We start from the raw sequence: 14,230 nt of genomic DNA, 5'->3' as shown, positions 1-14,230 counted from the left end.
ACCGAAAAATTCAGATCCAGCCCCCCGCCTGCAACACGAAGATCCCGATATTGGTGGTCACCGCCGCCATCAACGTGGTGATCACGATAATCGCCGCCGCCAGTTCATGATTACCCTCCGCCGCCCTGGCCATGACGAAACTCGCCGCCGCAGTCGGCGCGCCGAAATACAGAAACAGAATCCCCAGTTCCGGCCCCCGAAAGCCCAGCAGCCAGGCGCCAAGTGTCGCCGCCAGCGGCAAGCCGATCATCTTCACCAGGCTGGCACTCAAGGCCATGCTCCCGCTTTTGCGCAAGGCCGCCAGTGACAAGGTGCCGCCGATGCAGATCAGTGCCAGCGGCAAGGTCATGTCCGCCAGATACTGGCCGGACGACTCCAGCCAGGCAGGCAGGCCGAGATTGAAAATAGCGAACGGCGCGGCCGCAATCACGCTGATGATCAGCGGGTTGGCTATCACACTTTTGAAGATGCTCCAGGGGTCGGACTTGATCACCGGGCTGTACACCGCCAGCACGATGGTCGACAGCGTGTTGTAGAACAGGATCACCAGCGCCGCGAGGATCGCGCCGAGGGAAATGCCGTAGTCGCCGTACATGCTGGCCGCCAGCGCCAGGCCGATCACGCCGTTATTGCCGCGAAACGCGCCCTGGGTGTAGATGCCACGGTCCTCACGCGGGCAACGGAAGATCGCCCAACCCCAGGCCAGGGCAAAGCTCAGCAGCGTGGCGACGGCAAAGTAGATCAGCAACCCCGGCTTGAGCGCCGAGTGCAGGTCGGCATGCAGGATGCCCAGGAACAACAGCGCCGGCATGGTGACGTTGAATACCAGGGACGAGGCTGTGTGGATAAAGTTGTCGTTGATCCAGTGGATGCGCTTGAGCAGCACACCGAGGAACAGCATGGCAAACACCGGCGCGGTGATGGTGAGGGTGGTGAGGAAGATAGCCAGCATGCCGGGGAGAACCTTGGTGAGCGTTATCAGGGGGCTAATGATAAGCCATGCGGCCCGGCTCGTCTGGGTAAGCCCCATCAAATGTGGGAGCTGGCTTGCCTGCGATGGCAGAGTGTCAGTCGATACATCCGTTACTGATACATCCCCATCGCAGGCAAGCCAGCTCCCACAGGGTTCGACGCGGTCTCAGGTAATGGGCGCCGGGTTGAACAGCGTAATGTCGTTATGCAGCTTGTGCCGCTCCGCCCACGTCTGCTTCTTGCCGCTGGCCACGTCCAGGTAGAAGTGGAACAACTCCCACCCCAACTCCTCGATCGTCGCACGCCCGGTGGCAATGCGCCCGGCGTCAATATCGATCAGGTCCGGCCAGCGCTGAGCCAATTCCGTACGCGTCGAGACCTTCACCACCGGCGCCATCGCCAGCCCATAAGGCGTGCCACGCCCGGTGGTGAACACATGCAGGTTCATCCCGGCCGCCAGTTGCAAAGTGCCGCACACAAAGTCGCTGGCCGGCGTCGCGCAGAAGATCAGGCCTTTGCTCTTGACGCGCTCGCCCGGGCCGAGCACGCCATTGATCGCGCTGCTGCCGGATTTGACGATGGAGCCAAGGGACTTCTCGACAATATTCGACAACCCGCCCTTTTTGTTGCCCGGTGTGGTGTTGGCACTGCGATCGGCCTCGCCTTTGGCCAGGTAACGGTCGTACCAGTCCATTTCCCTGACCAGCTCTTCGGCAATTTCCTTGGTCTGCGCCCGAGAAGTCAGCAGATAGATGGCATCGCGGACCTCAGTCACTTCGGAAAACATCACCGTCGCCCCGGCCCGCAGCAGCAAGTCCGAGGCATAGCCCAGCGCCGGGTTGGCAGTGATGCCGGAAAATGCGTCGCTGCCGCCACATTGCATGCCCAGGATCAGTTCCGACGCCGGCACGGTTTCACGGCGGCGCTGGTCGAGTTTTTTCAAACGGACCTCGGCCAGCGCCATGATCTGCTCGATCATCTCGGTAAAACCGTGGCTGGAATCCTGCAGCCGATACAGCCATGGCTCGCTCAGGTCGACGGAGCTGTCGTTGTCGTGCATTACCTGCCCGGCCTGCAATTTCTCGCATCCCAGGCTGATCACCAGCGCTTCGCCACCCAGGTTCGGGTTGCGCGCCAGATTGCGCACGGTGCGGATCGGGATGTAGGCATCCGTCGCGGTGATCGCCACGCCGCAGCCGTAACTGTGGGTCAGCGCCACCACGTCATCGACGTAAGGGTACTTGGGCAGTAACTCATCCTTGATGCGCTTGACCGCATGGTCCAGCACGCCGGTAACGCACTGCACGGTAGTGGTGATACCGAGAATATTGCGCGTGCCCACGGTGTCGTCGGCATTGCGATAACCCTCGAAGGTGAAGCCTTCCAATGGCGCCTGGGTGTCGGGCACTTCGGTGGACAGCGGCAAGCTGTCCAGCGGTGGCGCGGTGGGCATGCGCAGTTGGTCTTCCTGCACCCAACTGCCACGCGGAATCGGCGCCAGGGCGTAACCGATGGTCTGGCCATAGCGAATAATCTGACCGCCTTCGGGGATGTCTTCCAGGGTCACCTTGTGGCTCTGCGGGATGAAATCCACGGTCACCAGGCCGTCCGGAAACTCGGTCCCGGCCGGTACGCCTTGGTCGTTGACCACGATCACCACGTTGTCACGCTCGTGCAAACGGATCGAGCGCGGCGAGTCGGCATGTTCAATCAACTGCATTACATCGCCCCTCAAGAGTGCGCTTCGGTAAATTTAGTCAGCTCAGGCCCTTTGCTGGGTGGATCTTTGAGCACCACGCGCTTGATCGGGCCGACAATCACCAGGTAACTGAACACCGCCACCAGCGCGTTGGCGCCGACGAACACCAATGCCCACTTGAACGAGCCGGTGGTGCTGATGATGTAACCGATCACGATAGGCGTACTGATAGACGCCAGGTTGCCAAACATATTGAACAAGCCGCCACTGAGGCCGGCGATTTGTTTCGGCGAGGTGTCGGACACCACCGCCCAACCCAGTGCGCCAACGCCTTTACCGAAGAAGGCCAGGGCCATGAAGCCCACCACCATCCATTCGATGTCGACATAGTTGCACGCCACGATGCTGCTGGAGATCAGCAACCCACCGATGATCGGCGCCTTGCGCGCAAACGTCAGCGAATGGCCCTTGCGCAGCAGGTAGTCGGAAATCACGCCGCCCAACACCCCACCTATAAACCCGCAGATCGCCGGCAAAGACGCAATGAAACCAGCCTTGAGAATGGTCATGCCGCGATCCTGCACCAGGTACACCGGGAACCAGGTCAGGAAGAAGTAGGTAATGCCGTTGATGCAGTATTGGCCGAGGTACACGCCGAGCATCATGCGGTTGGTCAGCAGTTGGCGAATGTAATCCCACTTAGGCCCATCGGTTTTCTGCCCTTTGGTCTTGTCCTGGTCCATGTCGACCATCGCGCCATTTTCAGCGATGTGCTTGAGCTCAGCCTCGTTGATCATCGGGTGCTGGCGCGGGCTGTGGATAACTTTCAGCCAGATCAGCGAGAACAGCACGCCGATCCCCCCCATGACGATAAACACATGCTGCCAGCCAAAGGTGTAGACGATCCAACCCATCAGCGGTGCAAACAACACCGTGGCGAAGTATTGCGCGGAGTTGAAGATCGCCGACGCCGTGCCGCGCTCAGCGGTAGGAAACCATGCCGCAACAATACGGGCATTTCCGGGAAACGAGGGCGCCTCAGCCAGGCCCACCAAAAAGCGCAGCATGAACAGCGCCACAATAGCGGTGGAAACCCCAAATTCACCGACATAGCCTTGCAGCACGGTGAACAGCGACCAGGTGAAGATGCTCAGGGCATAGACTTTTTTCGAGCCGAACCGGTCCAGCAGCCAGCCACCGGGAATTTGCCCGGCCACGTAGGCCCAACCGAATGCGGAGAAGATGTAACCGAGGGTGACCGCGTCGATGCCGAGGTCTTTTTGCAGGCTGGAGCCGGCGATCGCGATAGTAGCCCGGTCGGCGTAGTTGATCGTGGTCACCAGAAACAGCATGAGCAGGATCAAATAGCGGACGTGGGTCGGCTTGGTCGCTTGCATGAAGATGTACTCCCACTAATTATTTTTTTTGCGGGTAATCATTTTTTGTGTGCGGGACCCGCTTTATGTGGGAGCTGGCGTGCCTGCGATAGCATCACCTCGGTCTAATTTACGCACCGAGGTGTCTGCATCGCAGGCACGCCAGCTCCCACACAAGCCGCTGCCCACGGGTGCTGCGTGTTACGAACCGATGTAGCTGGTTTTCACCACGGTGTAGAACTCTTGCGCATAGCGACCTTGCTCACGCGAACCATAGGACGAGCCCTTACGCCCACCGAACGGCACGTGATAGTCCACACCGGCGGTCGGCAGGTTGACCATCACCATCCCGGCCTGGGAGTGGCGCTTGAAGTGGTTGGCGTACTTCAGCGACGTGGTGGCAATACCCGCCGACAAACCGAACTCGGTGTCATTGGCCATGGCCAGCGCCGCCTCGTAATCCGCCACGCGCACCACGTTGGCCACCGGGCCGAAGATCTCTTCACGGCTGATCCGCATCGCGGCTTCGCTGTCGGCAAACAGCGTCGGCGCCAGGTAGTAGCCCTCGGTGTCGCAGGTCACCAGGCCGCCACCGCTGACCAGCCGCGCCCCTTCGCTTTGGCCGATGTCGATGTACTTCAAGTCCTGATCCAGCTGGGCCTGGGAGACCACTGGGCCGATATCGGTGCCGCTTTTCAGGGCGTGGCCGACTTTGATCGACTTCATGCGCTCGGCCATGGCCGCGACGAACTGGTCGTGAATACCCGCCGTGACAATCAAGCGGCTTGAGGCGGTGCAGCGCTGGCCGGTTGAGTAGAACGCGCTCTGTACCGACAGCTCGACGGCCTGCTTGAGGTCGGCGTCATCGAGGATGATCTGCGGGTTTTTGCCACCCATTTCCAACTGCACTTTGGCCTGGCGCGAAACACAGCTGACGGCGATCTGACGACCTACGCCGACCGAACCGGTAAAGCTGATGCCGTCGACTTTCGGGCTGTTGACCAATACATCGCCGACCACACGGCCACTGCCCATCACCAGGTTGAACACACCGGCGGGGAAGCCGGCGCGGGAGATGATTTCGGCCAGGGCCCAGGCGCAACCCGGAACCAATTCAGCCGGCTTGATCACCACGCAGTTGCCATAGGCCAGGGCTGGGGCGATTTTCCAGGCGGGAATCGCAATCGGGAAGTTCCACGGGGTAATCAAGCCGACCACGCCGAGGGCTTCGCGGGTGACTTCAACATTGACGCCCGGGCGCACCGACGGCACGTAGTCGCCGGACAGGCGCAGGCATTCACCGGCGAAAAACTTGAAGATGTTACCGGCGCGCGTCACTTCGCCGATGGCTTCGGGCAGGGTCTTGCCTTCTTCCCGAGCCAGCAGGGTGCCGAGCTCTTCACGGCGGGCGAGGATTTCGCTGCCGACTTTGTCGAGGGCGTCGTGACGAGCCTGGATGCCGGAAGTCGACCAGGCCGGAAAGGCGGCACGGGCCGCGTCGATGGCGGCGTTGACTTGAGCTACGTCAGCCTTGGCGTATTCGCCGATGACATCGGACAACTCCGACGGGTTGATGTTGGTGCAGTAGTCGGAACCGGCCACCCACTCGCCGTTGATGTAGTTTTCAAAACGTTTGGCTTGGGACACAAATCTTCTCCTGACGCAAAAGGCCGATGATTGCTCAGCGGCCTTGTTGATAAGTTACTGCGGACCTTGCTTGTCGATCAGCGCGGCCAGGGCTTCGTACTCTTCCGGCAGCAAATCGGTGAGCGGCGTGCGCACCGGGCCTGCGTCGTAGCCGGCGATTTTTGCGCCAGCCTTGACGATGCTTACGGCATAACCGGCTTTACGGTTACGGATATCGAGGTAAGGCAGGAAGAAGTTGTCGATGATCTTGCCGACGGTGGCGTGATCGTCCTTGGCAATCGCGTGGTAGAAGTCCATCGCGGTTTTCGGGATGAAGTTGAACACCGCCGAGGAGTACACCGGCACGCCCAGGGCCTTGTAGGCAGCAGCGTAAACCTCTGCAGTCGGCAGGCCGCCGAGGTAGCTGAAACGGTCGCCAAGACGACGACGAATCGACACCATCAACTCGATATCACCCAGACCGTCCTTGTAGCCGATCAGGTTCGGGCAGCGCTCAGCCAGGCGTTCCAGCAATGGCGCGGTCAGGCGGCAGACGTTGCGGTTGTAGACCACCACGCCGATCTTGACCGACTTGCACACCGCTTCCACGTGGGCGGCAACACCATCCTGGCTGGCTTCGGTCAGGTAGTGCGGCAACAGCAGCAAGCCCTTGGCGCCAAGGCGTTCGGCTTCCTGGGCGTACTCGATAGCCTGGCGAGTCGAACCGCCGACACCGGCGAGGATTGGCACGCTGGTGGCGCAGGTATCAACAGCGGTCTTCACCACTTGGGAATATTCACTCGCGGCCAGGGAGAAAAACTCACCGGTGCCGCCGGCTGCGAACAAGGCGGTAGCGCCGTAAGGGGCCAGCCACTCCAGACGCTTGATGTAGCCCGCCTGGTGAAAATCACCCTGCGCATTGAAATCGGTCACGGGGAAAGACAGCAGACCGTGGGAGAGGATGGACTTCAGTTCTTGTGGATTCATTATTCGAACACCCTGGGCAAAGACTTTCTGTCGAAAGGTTGTTGTTGGTTTTGATGATGTCGTACGTCATCGTACAACCATAAAAGGATTCGTCAACTGCAATTCATCGGCGGCTGCGACAGCTTCATGTTTAGACATGTCTTCTTGACGTAGGAAATTATTCCTCTATGCTCCGAGCAACTGTATATACATACAGTTATTAAGGAAGATTCCTACGACATAGCAAGGAGCTAACATGTCAGGTCTTGAACTAGCAGCACCGGAAAAGAAACCACCTACCCTGCGCTTCGAAGGGGGTGAACACACCGCTATTGGCGATGACACCCTGTTGCGATTCGCCAAGGACGCTCCCGCGATTCCCGCGCGACAAGTCGAATTGCACCTGCCCAACGGCCTGGCCCTGACCTACGGCCAAGTGATCGCGCTGGGCGGTGACTTCTATGGCATTCCTGGCCAGCCGATCAGCGACGGCGCCTCCCCAGCGGATCGCGTGCAACGCTTCACAGCGGCGTTCAACTCATTGGCCGTGCTGCCGGCCTCCCGAGAAGAAGCACAGAAGATCCTCGCGGTGATGCAAAAGGAGATCAACGCAGTCAACCAGGCGATCAAGGACGGCAAACAACCCCACGAAGCCTATGACGCATTGGGCGATACGTTGTCTGAGGAGTGGAACCGAATCACCGGCGGCGGCAGTGCCGTTTCGGCACTCCTCCCTCTGGGTCGCTACTTGAAACTGGCAGCCGACAACGCTGACCACTTTGGCGAATGGGCATTGTCCGCCTACCTGGCTGGCCACACGGCGGCACTGCAACAGGCGGTCGTGGCCCATCAGACCGGCACCGACCAGGCACTGGAATTGGCCTATGCGATGAACAGCTTCGCTGATCACTTTTTGACTGACCTGTTTTCCGCCGGCCACCTGCGGGTGCCGCGTAAACAATTGGCGGCGGTGGTCACGCCAGGAGAACTGGGCTCGCTGATCAGCCGCTTCATGCACGATGAAGACAGCAAGTTCGGGCTCAAGGTGCGCAATGCCATGGGTGATCAATGGCATGCCTATGGTGACAAGCGTTATTTCGACGCCATCGACGCGGACAATCGGACGATGGTCAAACGTGCGGTGCAGGCCTCGGCCGATGAGATCTTCGAGACCTTCATCAGCGGTGTCGCGCCCTCTCCAGCCGTCTTCAAGGCGCCACTGCATGTGCCGGACCTGAATGCCGCGCAGAACCCGGCGAACAACTTCTCGCCGCTGTTCAAGATGGAAGGAGACAAGGTGCTGCGCCGCAAGGACGTGAATGACCTGAACGACAAGCACTGGACCAATGACTGGTGGGGTTGGAGCACCTACCTGTTGCTCAAGGACTACAAGCCCAATCAGCCGGCCAGCTAAGTAGACGCAAAACTCCAGGCCAAGGAGATCAAAATGTGGGAGCGGGCTTGCCCGCGATAGCGGTGTATCAGCCAGTAATGGTTGACTGACACTCCGTCATCGCAGGCAAGCCAGCTCCCACACTAAACCCCCGTGACCTTTAACCGCGCTGCGCTTCTGCCTCTTCGTGGGCATGGCGCAGCCGCTCACGGCTGTTGGTCAGATGCAAACGCATGGCCGCTCGTGCCGCGTCCGAATCCTGGCGGGCAATCGCCTCATAAATCTCTTCGTGTTCGCGGCTCAGGCGGCCCATGTAGTGCTGCTGGTCATCATGGGCCAGGCGCGCCGAATTCAGGCGGGTACGCGGAATGATGCTGGTGCCCAGGTGGGTCATGATGTCGGTGAAATAGCGGTTGCCGGTGGACAACGCAATTTCTAGGTGGAACGCAAAATCTGATGCCACTGCATCGCCTGCGTGGGCCGCGCTTTCATTCAGGGCGTCGAGTGCCGCACGCATGGCCGCCAGTTGCGCATCGCTGCGACGTAATGCAGCAAGACCGGCGGACTCCACTTCCAGGCTGATACGCAGCTCCAGAATCGCCAGCACATCACGCAAGGTCACCACCGTGGCCGGATCAATCCGGAAGCCGCTCGGGCTTGGCGTGTCCAACACAAAGGTGCCGATACCGTGACGGGTTTCCACCTGCCCCGCCGCCTGCAAGCGCGAGATGGCTTCACGCACCACGGTACGGCTGACCCCGTGAGCGTCCATGATCGCCGACTCGGTAGGCAACTTATCGCCACGCTTGAGTTGGCCATCGCGGATTTGCTCGGACAACACCGTGACCAATTCCTGGGCAAGGCTGCGACGCTTGCGGGGAAGACGAGGAGCGGTACTGGCGTTTTCCATGATGAACCATCTTTCTCGGCGAACTTGAGCCCGCATCATAGCCCATGGCGGTTGTACGATCACCGTTCTGTCACGACTTTCGTCCCTATCCTGCGCGCAAAAAAATGCCCCGACACAGGTCGAGGCATTTTTAAGGCTCACCCGAGGGTGAAAGCCGCTTACTTCACCACTTTCAAGCTCGGCCGGCCGCTTGGACGCGGAGGCTCGGCGTCCGGTGGAGGCAGATCGTCGCCGTCTTCACCTTCGATCGCTTCGTCCTCCTCGAAAGGCGACTCCAGATCGAACACCATGCCTTGGCCATTCTCACGGGCATAGATCCCGAGGATAGCGCCAATCGGCACGAACAGCGTATGCGGCACGCCGCCAAAACGCCCTTCGAAGCTGACCGCTTCGTTGTCCATGTGCAAGTGGCGTACAGCACTGGGTGATACGTTCAGCACAATCTGCCCGTCACTGGCAAAACCCTGCGGCACGTCAACCTTGGGAAATTCAGAGTTGACCAGCATGTGCGGGGTGCAATCGTTGTCCACAATCCACTCATAGAGCGCGCGGACCAAATAGGGTCGACTGGAGTTCATCAGCGGCTCCTTAAGCCTTAGCGCATATCGCGTTCGACACCAGACAGACTTGCCTGGAAAGCCTCACGCGCAAACTGGCGCTCCATGTAATCAAGCAACGGCTTGGCCGGCCGTGGCAGTTCAATGCCCAGGATCGGCAAGCGCCAGAGTATGGGTAATAGGCAGCAATCCACCAAGCTTTGTTCCTCGCTGAGGAAAAAAGGTTTGTCGGCGAACAGCGGCGAAACACCCGTCAGGCTCTCGCGCAATTCCTTACGCGCCTGCACCCGAACGGCCTCTTTACTGCGTGTATCCAGAATCACATCCACCAGCCCACACCAGTCACGCTGGATCCGATGGATCAGCAGGCGACTGTTGGCACGCGCCACCGGATACACCGGCAACAAAGGTGGATGCGGGTAACGCTCATCCAGGTATTCCATCACCACGGTTGACTCCCACAACGCCAGGTCACGATCGACCAGGGTGGGCAAGCTGCCGTAAGGGTTCACTTCGATCAGTTTCGGCGGATGACGTCCTGCCTCCACACTGATGATCTCGGCGCTGACACCCTTCTCTGCGAGCACGATGCGTACTCGGTGGGAATAGTGGTCGGCGGGGTCGGAGTAACAGGCCAACCGATTGGTCACGCCCATGGCGGTCCTCCTCGCTTGTTGAAATTATCGAAAGCTCAAAAACGAGCGCGCCCAGAGAGCATCTCTGCAGTGCCTGGTTCAACCAGAGCGCTACGTATTCAGAGATGCCGCTGGGCGCGCAAGATTAACAGCAATTGCTTACGGTTGGATCAATGCACATCCTTCCAGTATTCGCGTTTGAGCAGATAGGCGAACACAAAGAAGAAGGCCAGGTACAGCAATACATAAGTACCAATGCGCTGATGTTGCAGTTTGACCGGGTTGGCCGAGTAGGCCAGGAAGGTCACTAGATTCTTGACCTTCTCGTCAAACTGCTCTTCGTTCAGCGTACCGGTCTTGGGCACGATGGTCAGTTGGTCACACGCTTCATGCGTCAGAGGCGTGCCAGTCAACGGATCATATTGCTTCTTGCCGTCTTCAACGACCTGAACCTGCTTGCATCCTACCACTTGGCGACCCTGCAGGCCGACCAGAACGTTAGGCATGCCGACGTTCGGGAAGACTTTGTTGTTTACGCCATAAGGACGCGCCGGGTCTTCGTAGAAGGATTTCAGGTAACCGTAGAGCCAATCGGTACCGCGCACACGCGCCACCAGGGTCAGGTCGGGCGGTGCTGCGCCGAACCAGACCTTGGCGTCAACGGGTTGCATACCGATGCTCATGTGGTCGCCGATTTTCGCGCCCGTGAACACCGAGTGGCTGAGCATCACGTCATGCGGGATGCCCAGGTCATCGGCAACACGCTCGTAACGCTGGAACTTGGCGCTGTGGCAGCCCATGCAGTAGTTGGTGAAGGTACGCAGCCCATCCTGCATGGCGGCCTTGTCGGACACGTCGATATCGACTTTTTCCAGTTCCGGGCCGTGCTCGGCCGCGAAGGACAGTAGCGGCAGCGCCGCAAGCATCAAAGCAACAAATAACTTTTTCATCAGCCAGTCACCCTTTCCGGAACCGGTTTGGTCTTCTCGAGCCGGGTATAGAACGGCATCAGAATGAAGTAGGCGAAGTACAGGAAGGTGCAGACCTGCGACAGCAACGTACGCTCAGGCGTTGGCGCCAATACGCCCAGTACCCCCAGGATCACGAACGCAATGCAGAACACCCACAGCCAGATCTTGCTCAGCCAGCCCTTGTAGCGCATGGACTTGACCGGGCTCCGGTCGAGCCACGGCAAGACGAAGAGCATCGCGATCGAGGCACCCATTGCCATCACGCCCATGAGCTTGTCAGGGATCGCGCGCAAAATCGCGTAGAACGGCGTGAAGTACCAGACCGGGGCAATGTGCTCAGGTGTCTTGAAGGCGTTGGCCTGTTCAAAGTTCGGCTTTTCCAGGAAATAACCACCCATTTCCGGGAAAAAGAACACGATCGAGCAGAAGATAAACAGGAAGACGACTACGCCGACAATGTCTTTCACCGTGTAGTACGGGTGGAAAGGAATGCCATCCAGCGGGATGCCGTTTTCGTCTTTATGCTTCTTGATGTCCACGCCGTCCGGGTTGTTCGAACCCACTTCGTGCAGTGCCAGGATGTGCAACACCACCAGGCCCAGAATCACAATCGGCAGGGCTACGACGTGCAAGGCAAAGAAGCGGTTCAGGGTGATGCCGGAGATCAGGTAGTCACCCCGGATCCACTGGGTAAGGTCGTTGCCGATCACCGGAATCGCACCAAACAGCGAGATGATCACCTGGGCGCCCCAATACGACATCTGCCCCCACGGCAACAGGTAGCCCATGAAGGCCTCGGCCATCAGCGCCAGGTAGATCAACATGCCGAAGACCCACACCAGCTCGCGAGGCTTCTGGTAAGAGCCGTAGAGCAGGCCGCGGAACATGTGCATATAGACGACGATGAAGAACGCCGAAGCGCCGGTGGAGTGCAGCAGGCGCAGGATCGAGCCGTACTCGACATCACGCATGATGTACTCGACGGAGGCGAACGCCTCTTCCGCCGACGGGGTGTAGCTCATCGTCAGCCAGACACCCGTGACAATCTGGTTAACCAGCACCAACAGTGCCAGCGAGCCGAAGAAGTAGAAGAAGTTGAAGTTTTTTGGCGCGTAATATTTGCTGAGATGGTCTTCCCACATTTTAGTCGCGGGGAAGCGCGCATCCACCCAATCCATGAACTTGCTCATCAGGCTTTCTCCCCCTCGTCGACACCAATGACAATGACACTGTCAGTCTCGTAGTGATGTGGCGGAACTGGCAGGTTCAGCGGTGCGGGTTGTGACTTGTAGACGCGGCCAGCCAGGTCGTAGTGGGAACCGTGGCAAGGGCAGAAGTAGCCACCCACCCAGTCTTTGCCCAGGTCGGCAGGAGCAACTTCAGGACGGAAAGTAGGCGAGCAACCCAGGTGGGTGCAAATACCGATCAGCAGCAGAATCTCTGGCTTGATCGAACGAATTTCCTTATCGACGTAGGCGGGTTGGTCGGAATTCTTCGAGTCGGGATCAGACAGCTGACCTTCGATTTTCTTCAGATTCCCAAGGATTTCCTCAGTACGACGAACGATGAAGACCGGCTGACCGCGCCATTCAGCAATCATTTGCTGGCCTGGGTCGATCTTGCTGACATTCACCTTCACCGGTGCACCTGCGGCTTTCGCCTTGGCACTGGGAAACCATGACCCCACGAACGGGACCGCAGCCCCCACCGCTCCTGCAGCACCCACCACGGACGTGGCTGCTACCAAGAAGCGACGCCGGCCTGCATTCACGCCGTCATTGCTCATTCAGTCCTCTCCCATCAGCTTTTTGGCCTGTTAAATCAGGCGTCTACTAAGTGTTGTATCTTTACTTATAAAAATTTTGCCGAATGGTAATGAAAAGCCCCACGTATGACAAGGGAATTGCCCGGGCCTCCCTCTCCAGGCCTTGTAGTATAGGGGGTCTACGGATGTGGCAAGTTGTCACGGCGAAATTTATGCATAAATCGCAGGCAATAAAAAACGCCCAGCTCCGTGAGGAGTTGGGCGTTTTTGTGGAACGTAAAGCGAATTAACGCTTCGAGTACTGCGGACGCTTACGCGCTTTACGCAGACCGACTTTCTTACGTTCAACTTCACGAGCATCGCGAGTTACGAAGCCAGCTTTGCGCAGAGCGCCACGCAGGGTTTCGTCGTACTGCATCAGAGCGCGAGTGATACCGTGGCGGATTGCGCCAGCTTGACCACTTACACCGCCACCGATAACGGTGACGTAGATGTCGAACTTTTCAACTGTCTCGGTCAATTCCAGCGGCTGACGAACTACCATGCGGGCAGTTTCGCGACCGAAGAAGTTTTCCAGAGTGCGGTTGTTGATCGAGATGTTACCAGTGCCCGGACGCAGAAAAACGCGTGCGGTTGCGGTTTTGCGACGGCCAGTGCCGTAATTTTGAGTCGCCGACATAATGAACTATTCCGTTAAAACTTCAGTTCTTGGGGCTGCTGAGCAGCATGAGGGTGTACAGCGCCCGCATAGACTTTCAGCTTGCGAAACATATCGCGACCCAGTGGGCCCTTCGGCAGCATGCCTTTGACCGCGATTTCGATCGGGGCTTCAGGCTTCTTGGAAATCAGACCTTCGAAGTTCGAAGACTTGATACCGCCTGGGAAACCGGAGTGACGGTAGTACATTTTGTCTTGCGCTTTGTTGCCGGTAACACGTACCTGCTCAGCGTTGATGATCACGATGTAGTCACCGGTGTCAACGTGAGGGGTGTACTCAGGCTTGTGCTTGCCACGCAGACGGCTGGCGACTTCAGTGGCCAGACGACCCAGGGTCTGACCAGCGGCGTCGACGACAAACCAGTCGCGCTGAACTGTTTCCGGTTTTGCAGTAAAAGTTGTCATTCTTTAATAGCCTCAGGGGCCGCCCTGTAAATTAGACGGCGGATCTTACTGAATAGTGCGTACTTTGACAAGTCAAAGGCAGCCGGATACAGACGCTATCGGGGGCTCGGGTCGGCGCGTCCGTTCAACGGCAAGATTCTTCGGCAGGCGGCGCATCACTTCCACTGCAGAAAGAGGTGGGCAATTATGCAGATTGCGAAAAAAAATTCAACCTGCTTTTATGATTGTTTTCCCCGAA

General features: G+C 58.6%; 14 protein-coding genes. 1 reads left to right on the top strand and 13 read right to left on the bottom strand.

Annotated features, from left to right (window positions below):
* Positions 1 to 10: 10 nt before the first annotated feature.
* The 5 genes from ACDZ94_RS12550 to kdgD form a co-directional block, all read right to left on the bottom strand.
* Complete coding sequence (locus ACDZ94_RS12550) at positions 11 to 952, bottom strand: AEC family transporter (RefSeq protein ID WP_064450703.1); 942 nt, start codon at positions 950 to 952, stop codon at positions 11 to 13.
* Between the two features lie 186 nt (positions 953 to 1,138).
* A complete protein-coding gene (garD, locus tag ACDZ94_RS12545) occupies positions 1,139 to 2,692 on the bottom strand; it encodes a galactarate dehydratase (RefSeq protein ID WP_432750224.1) in 1,554 nt (517 codons plus the stop codon).
* Between the two features lie 11 nt (positions 2,693 to 2,703).
* On the bottom strand, positions 2,704 to 4,068 hold the full coding sequence (locus ACDZ94_RS12540; protein WP_064450701.1) for an MFS transporter: 1,365 nt from the start codon (positions 4,066 to 4,068) through the stop codon (positions 2,704 to 2,706).
* A 180-nt stretch (positions 4,069 to 4,248) separates the two neighbouring features.
* Positions 4,249 to 5,694: an aldehyde dehydrogenase family protein gene (locus tag ACDZ94_RS12535; protein WP_064450700.1), complete on the bottom strand. Its 1,446-nt coding sequence runs from the start codon at positions 5,692 to 5,694 to the stop codon at positions 4,249 to 4,251.
* A gap of 54 nt (positions 5,695 to 5,748) precedes the next feature.
* Positions 5,749 to 6,660 carry a 5-dehydro-4-deoxyglucarate dehydratase gene (gene kdgD / locus ACDZ94_RS12530; protein ID WP_064450699.1) on the bottom strand — a complete coding sequence of 304 codons (912 nt, stop codon included), beginning with the start codon at positions 6,658 to 6,660 and terminating at the stop codon, positions 5,749 to 5,751.
* Between the two features lie 235 nt (positions 6,661 to 6,895).
* On the opposite strand from kdgD, the gene ACDZ94_RS12525 reads away from it, so the two are divergent.
* The gene (locus tag ACDZ94_RS12525; protein ID WP_064450698.1) at positions 6,896 to 8,053 is read left to right on the top strand and encodes a hypothetical protein; all 1,158 of its coding nucleotides are present in this window, start codon (positions 6,896 to 6,898) and stop codon (positions 8,051 to 8,053) included.
* A 139-nt stretch (positions 8,054 to 8,192) separates the two neighbouring features.
* Here ACDZ94_RS12525 and ACDZ94_RS12520 read toward each other — a convergent pair whose 3' ends face one another.
* The 8 genes from ACDZ94_RS12520 to rplM form a co-directional block, all read right to left on the bottom strand.
* Complete coding sequence (locus tag ACDZ94_RS12520) at positions 8,193 to 8,942, bottom strand: FadR/GntR family transcriptional regulator (RefSeq protein ID WP_064450697.1); 750 nt, start codon at positions 8,940 to 8,942, stop codon at positions 8,193 to 8,195.
* A 158-nt stretch (positions 8,943 to 9,100) separates the two neighbouring features.
* Complete coding sequence (locus tag ACDZ94_RS12515; protein WP_064450696.1) at positions 9,101 to 9,520, bottom strand: ClpXP protease specificity-enhancing factor; 420 nt, start codon at positions 9,518 to 9,520, stop codon at positions 9,101 to 9,103.
* Between the two features lie 17 nt (positions 9,521 to 9,537).
* Entirely contained in the window at positions 9,538 to 10,155 is a 618-nt protein-coding gene (locus ACDZ94_RS12510; RefSeq protein ID WP_017138266.1) for a glutathione S-transferase N-terminal domain-containing protein, read from the bottom strand.
* A gap of 149 nt (positions 10,156 to 10,304) precedes the next feature.
* Complete coding sequence (locus ACDZ94_RS12505; protein WP_432750223.1) at positions 10,305 to 11,084, bottom strand: cytochrome c1; 780 nt, start codon at positions 11,082 to 11,084, stop codon at positions 10,305 to 10,307.
* Entirely contained in the window at positions 11,084 to 12,295 is a 1,212-nt protein-coding gene (locus tag ACDZ94_RS12500) for a cytochrome b (RefSeq protein WP_053254390.1), read from the bottom strand. The genes ACDZ94_RS12505 and ACDZ94_RS12500 overlap by 1 nt, the downstream gene beginning before the upstream one ends.
* Complete coding sequence (gene petA, locus ACDZ94_RS12495) at positions 12,295 to 12,891, bottom strand: ubiquinol-cytochrome c reductase iron-sulfur subunit (protein WP_003216040.1); 597 nt, start codon at positions 12,889 to 12,891, stop codon at positions 12,295 to 12,297. The genes ACDZ94_RS12500 and petA overlap by 1 nt, the downstream gene beginning before the upstream one ends.
* Before the next feature lie 265 nt (positions 12,892 to 13,156).
* The gene (gene rpsI / locus ACDZ94_RS12490; protein ID WP_003216038.1) at positions 13,157 to 13,549 is read right to left on the bottom strand and encodes a 30S ribosomal protein S9; all 393 of its coding nucleotides are present in this window, start codon (positions 13,547 to 13,549) and stop codon (positions 13,157 to 13,159) included.
* A 14-nt stretch (positions 13,550 to 13,563) separates the two neighbouring features.
* On the bottom strand, positions 13,564 to 13,992 hold the full coding sequence (rplM, locus tag ACDZ94_RS12485) for a 50S ribosomal protein L13 (protein ID WP_003171742.1): 429 nt from the start codon (positions 13,990 to 13,992) through the stop codon (positions 13,564 to 13,566).
* Positions 13,993 to 14,230: the final 238 nt, after the last annotated feature.

It is taken from the genome of Pseudomonas sp. UBT, from assembly GCF_050915955.1.
Lineage (GTDB): Bacteria > Pseudomonadota > Gammaproteobacteria > Pseudomonadales > Pseudomonadaceae > Aquipseudomonas > Aquipseudomonas antarctica_A.
This window is presented reverse-complemented; position numbering and strand designations above follow the sequence as displayed.

What these genes read in the sequence shown, in the direction of transcription:
- ACDZ94_RS12550 (WP_064450703.1), bottom strand. Translation starts at nt 952, where the DNA reads ATGCTGGCTATCTTCCTCACCACCCTCACCATCACCGCGCCGGTGTTT.
- ACDZ94_RS12525 (WP_064450698.1), top strand. Translation starts at nt 6,896, where the DNA reads ATGTCAGGTCTTGAACTAGCAGCACCGGAAAAGAAACCACCTACCCTG.
- ACDZ94_RS12520 (WP_064450697.1), bottom strand. Translation starts at nt 8,942, where the DNA reads ATGGAAAACGCCAGTACCGCTCCTCGTCTTCCCCGCAAGCGTCGCAGC.
- ACDZ94_RS12515 (WP_064450696.1), bottom strand. Translation starts at nt 9,520, where the DNA reads ATGAACTCCAGTCGACCCTATTTGGTCCGCGCGCTCTATGAGTGGATT.
- kdgD (WP_064450699.1), bottom strand. Translation starts at nt 6,660, where the DNA reads ATGAATCCACAAGAACTGAAGTCCATCCTCTCCCACGGTCTGCTGTCT.
- petA (WP_003216040.1), bottom strand. Translation starts at nt 12,891, where the DNA reads ATGAGCAATGACGGCGTGAATGCAGGCCGGCGTCGCTTCTTGGTAGCA.
- rplM (WP_003171742.1), bottom strand. Translation starts at nt 13,992, where the DNA reads ATGACAACTTTTACTGCAAAACCGGAAACAGTTCAGCGCGACTGGTTT.
- ACDZ94_RS12540 (WP_064450701.1), bottom strand. Translation starts at nt 4,068, where the DNA reads ATGCAAGCGACCAAGCCGACCCACGTCCGCTATTTGATCCTGCTCATG.
- ACDZ94_RS12505 (WP_432750223.1), bottom strand. Translation starts at nt 11,084, where the DNA reads ATGAAAAAGTTATTTGTTGCTTTGATGCTTGCGGCGCTGCCGCTACTG.
- ACDZ94_RS12510 (WP_017138266.1), bottom strand. Translation starts at nt 10,155, where the DNA reads ATGGGCGTGACCAATCGGTTGGCCTGTTACTCCGACCCCGCCGACCAC.
- rpsI (WP_003216038.1), bottom strand. Translation starts at nt 13,549, where the DNA reads ATGTCGGCGACTCAAAATTACGGCACTGGCCGTCGCAAAACCGCAACC.
- garD (WP_432750224.1), bottom strand. Translation starts at nt 2,692, where the DNA reads ATGCAGTTGATTGAACATGCCGACTCGCCGCGCTCGATCCGTTTGCAC.
- ACDZ94_RS12500 (WP_053254390.1), bottom strand. Translation starts at nt 12,295, where the DNA reads ATGAGCAAGTTCATGGATTGGGTGGATGCGCGCTTCCCCGCGACTAAA.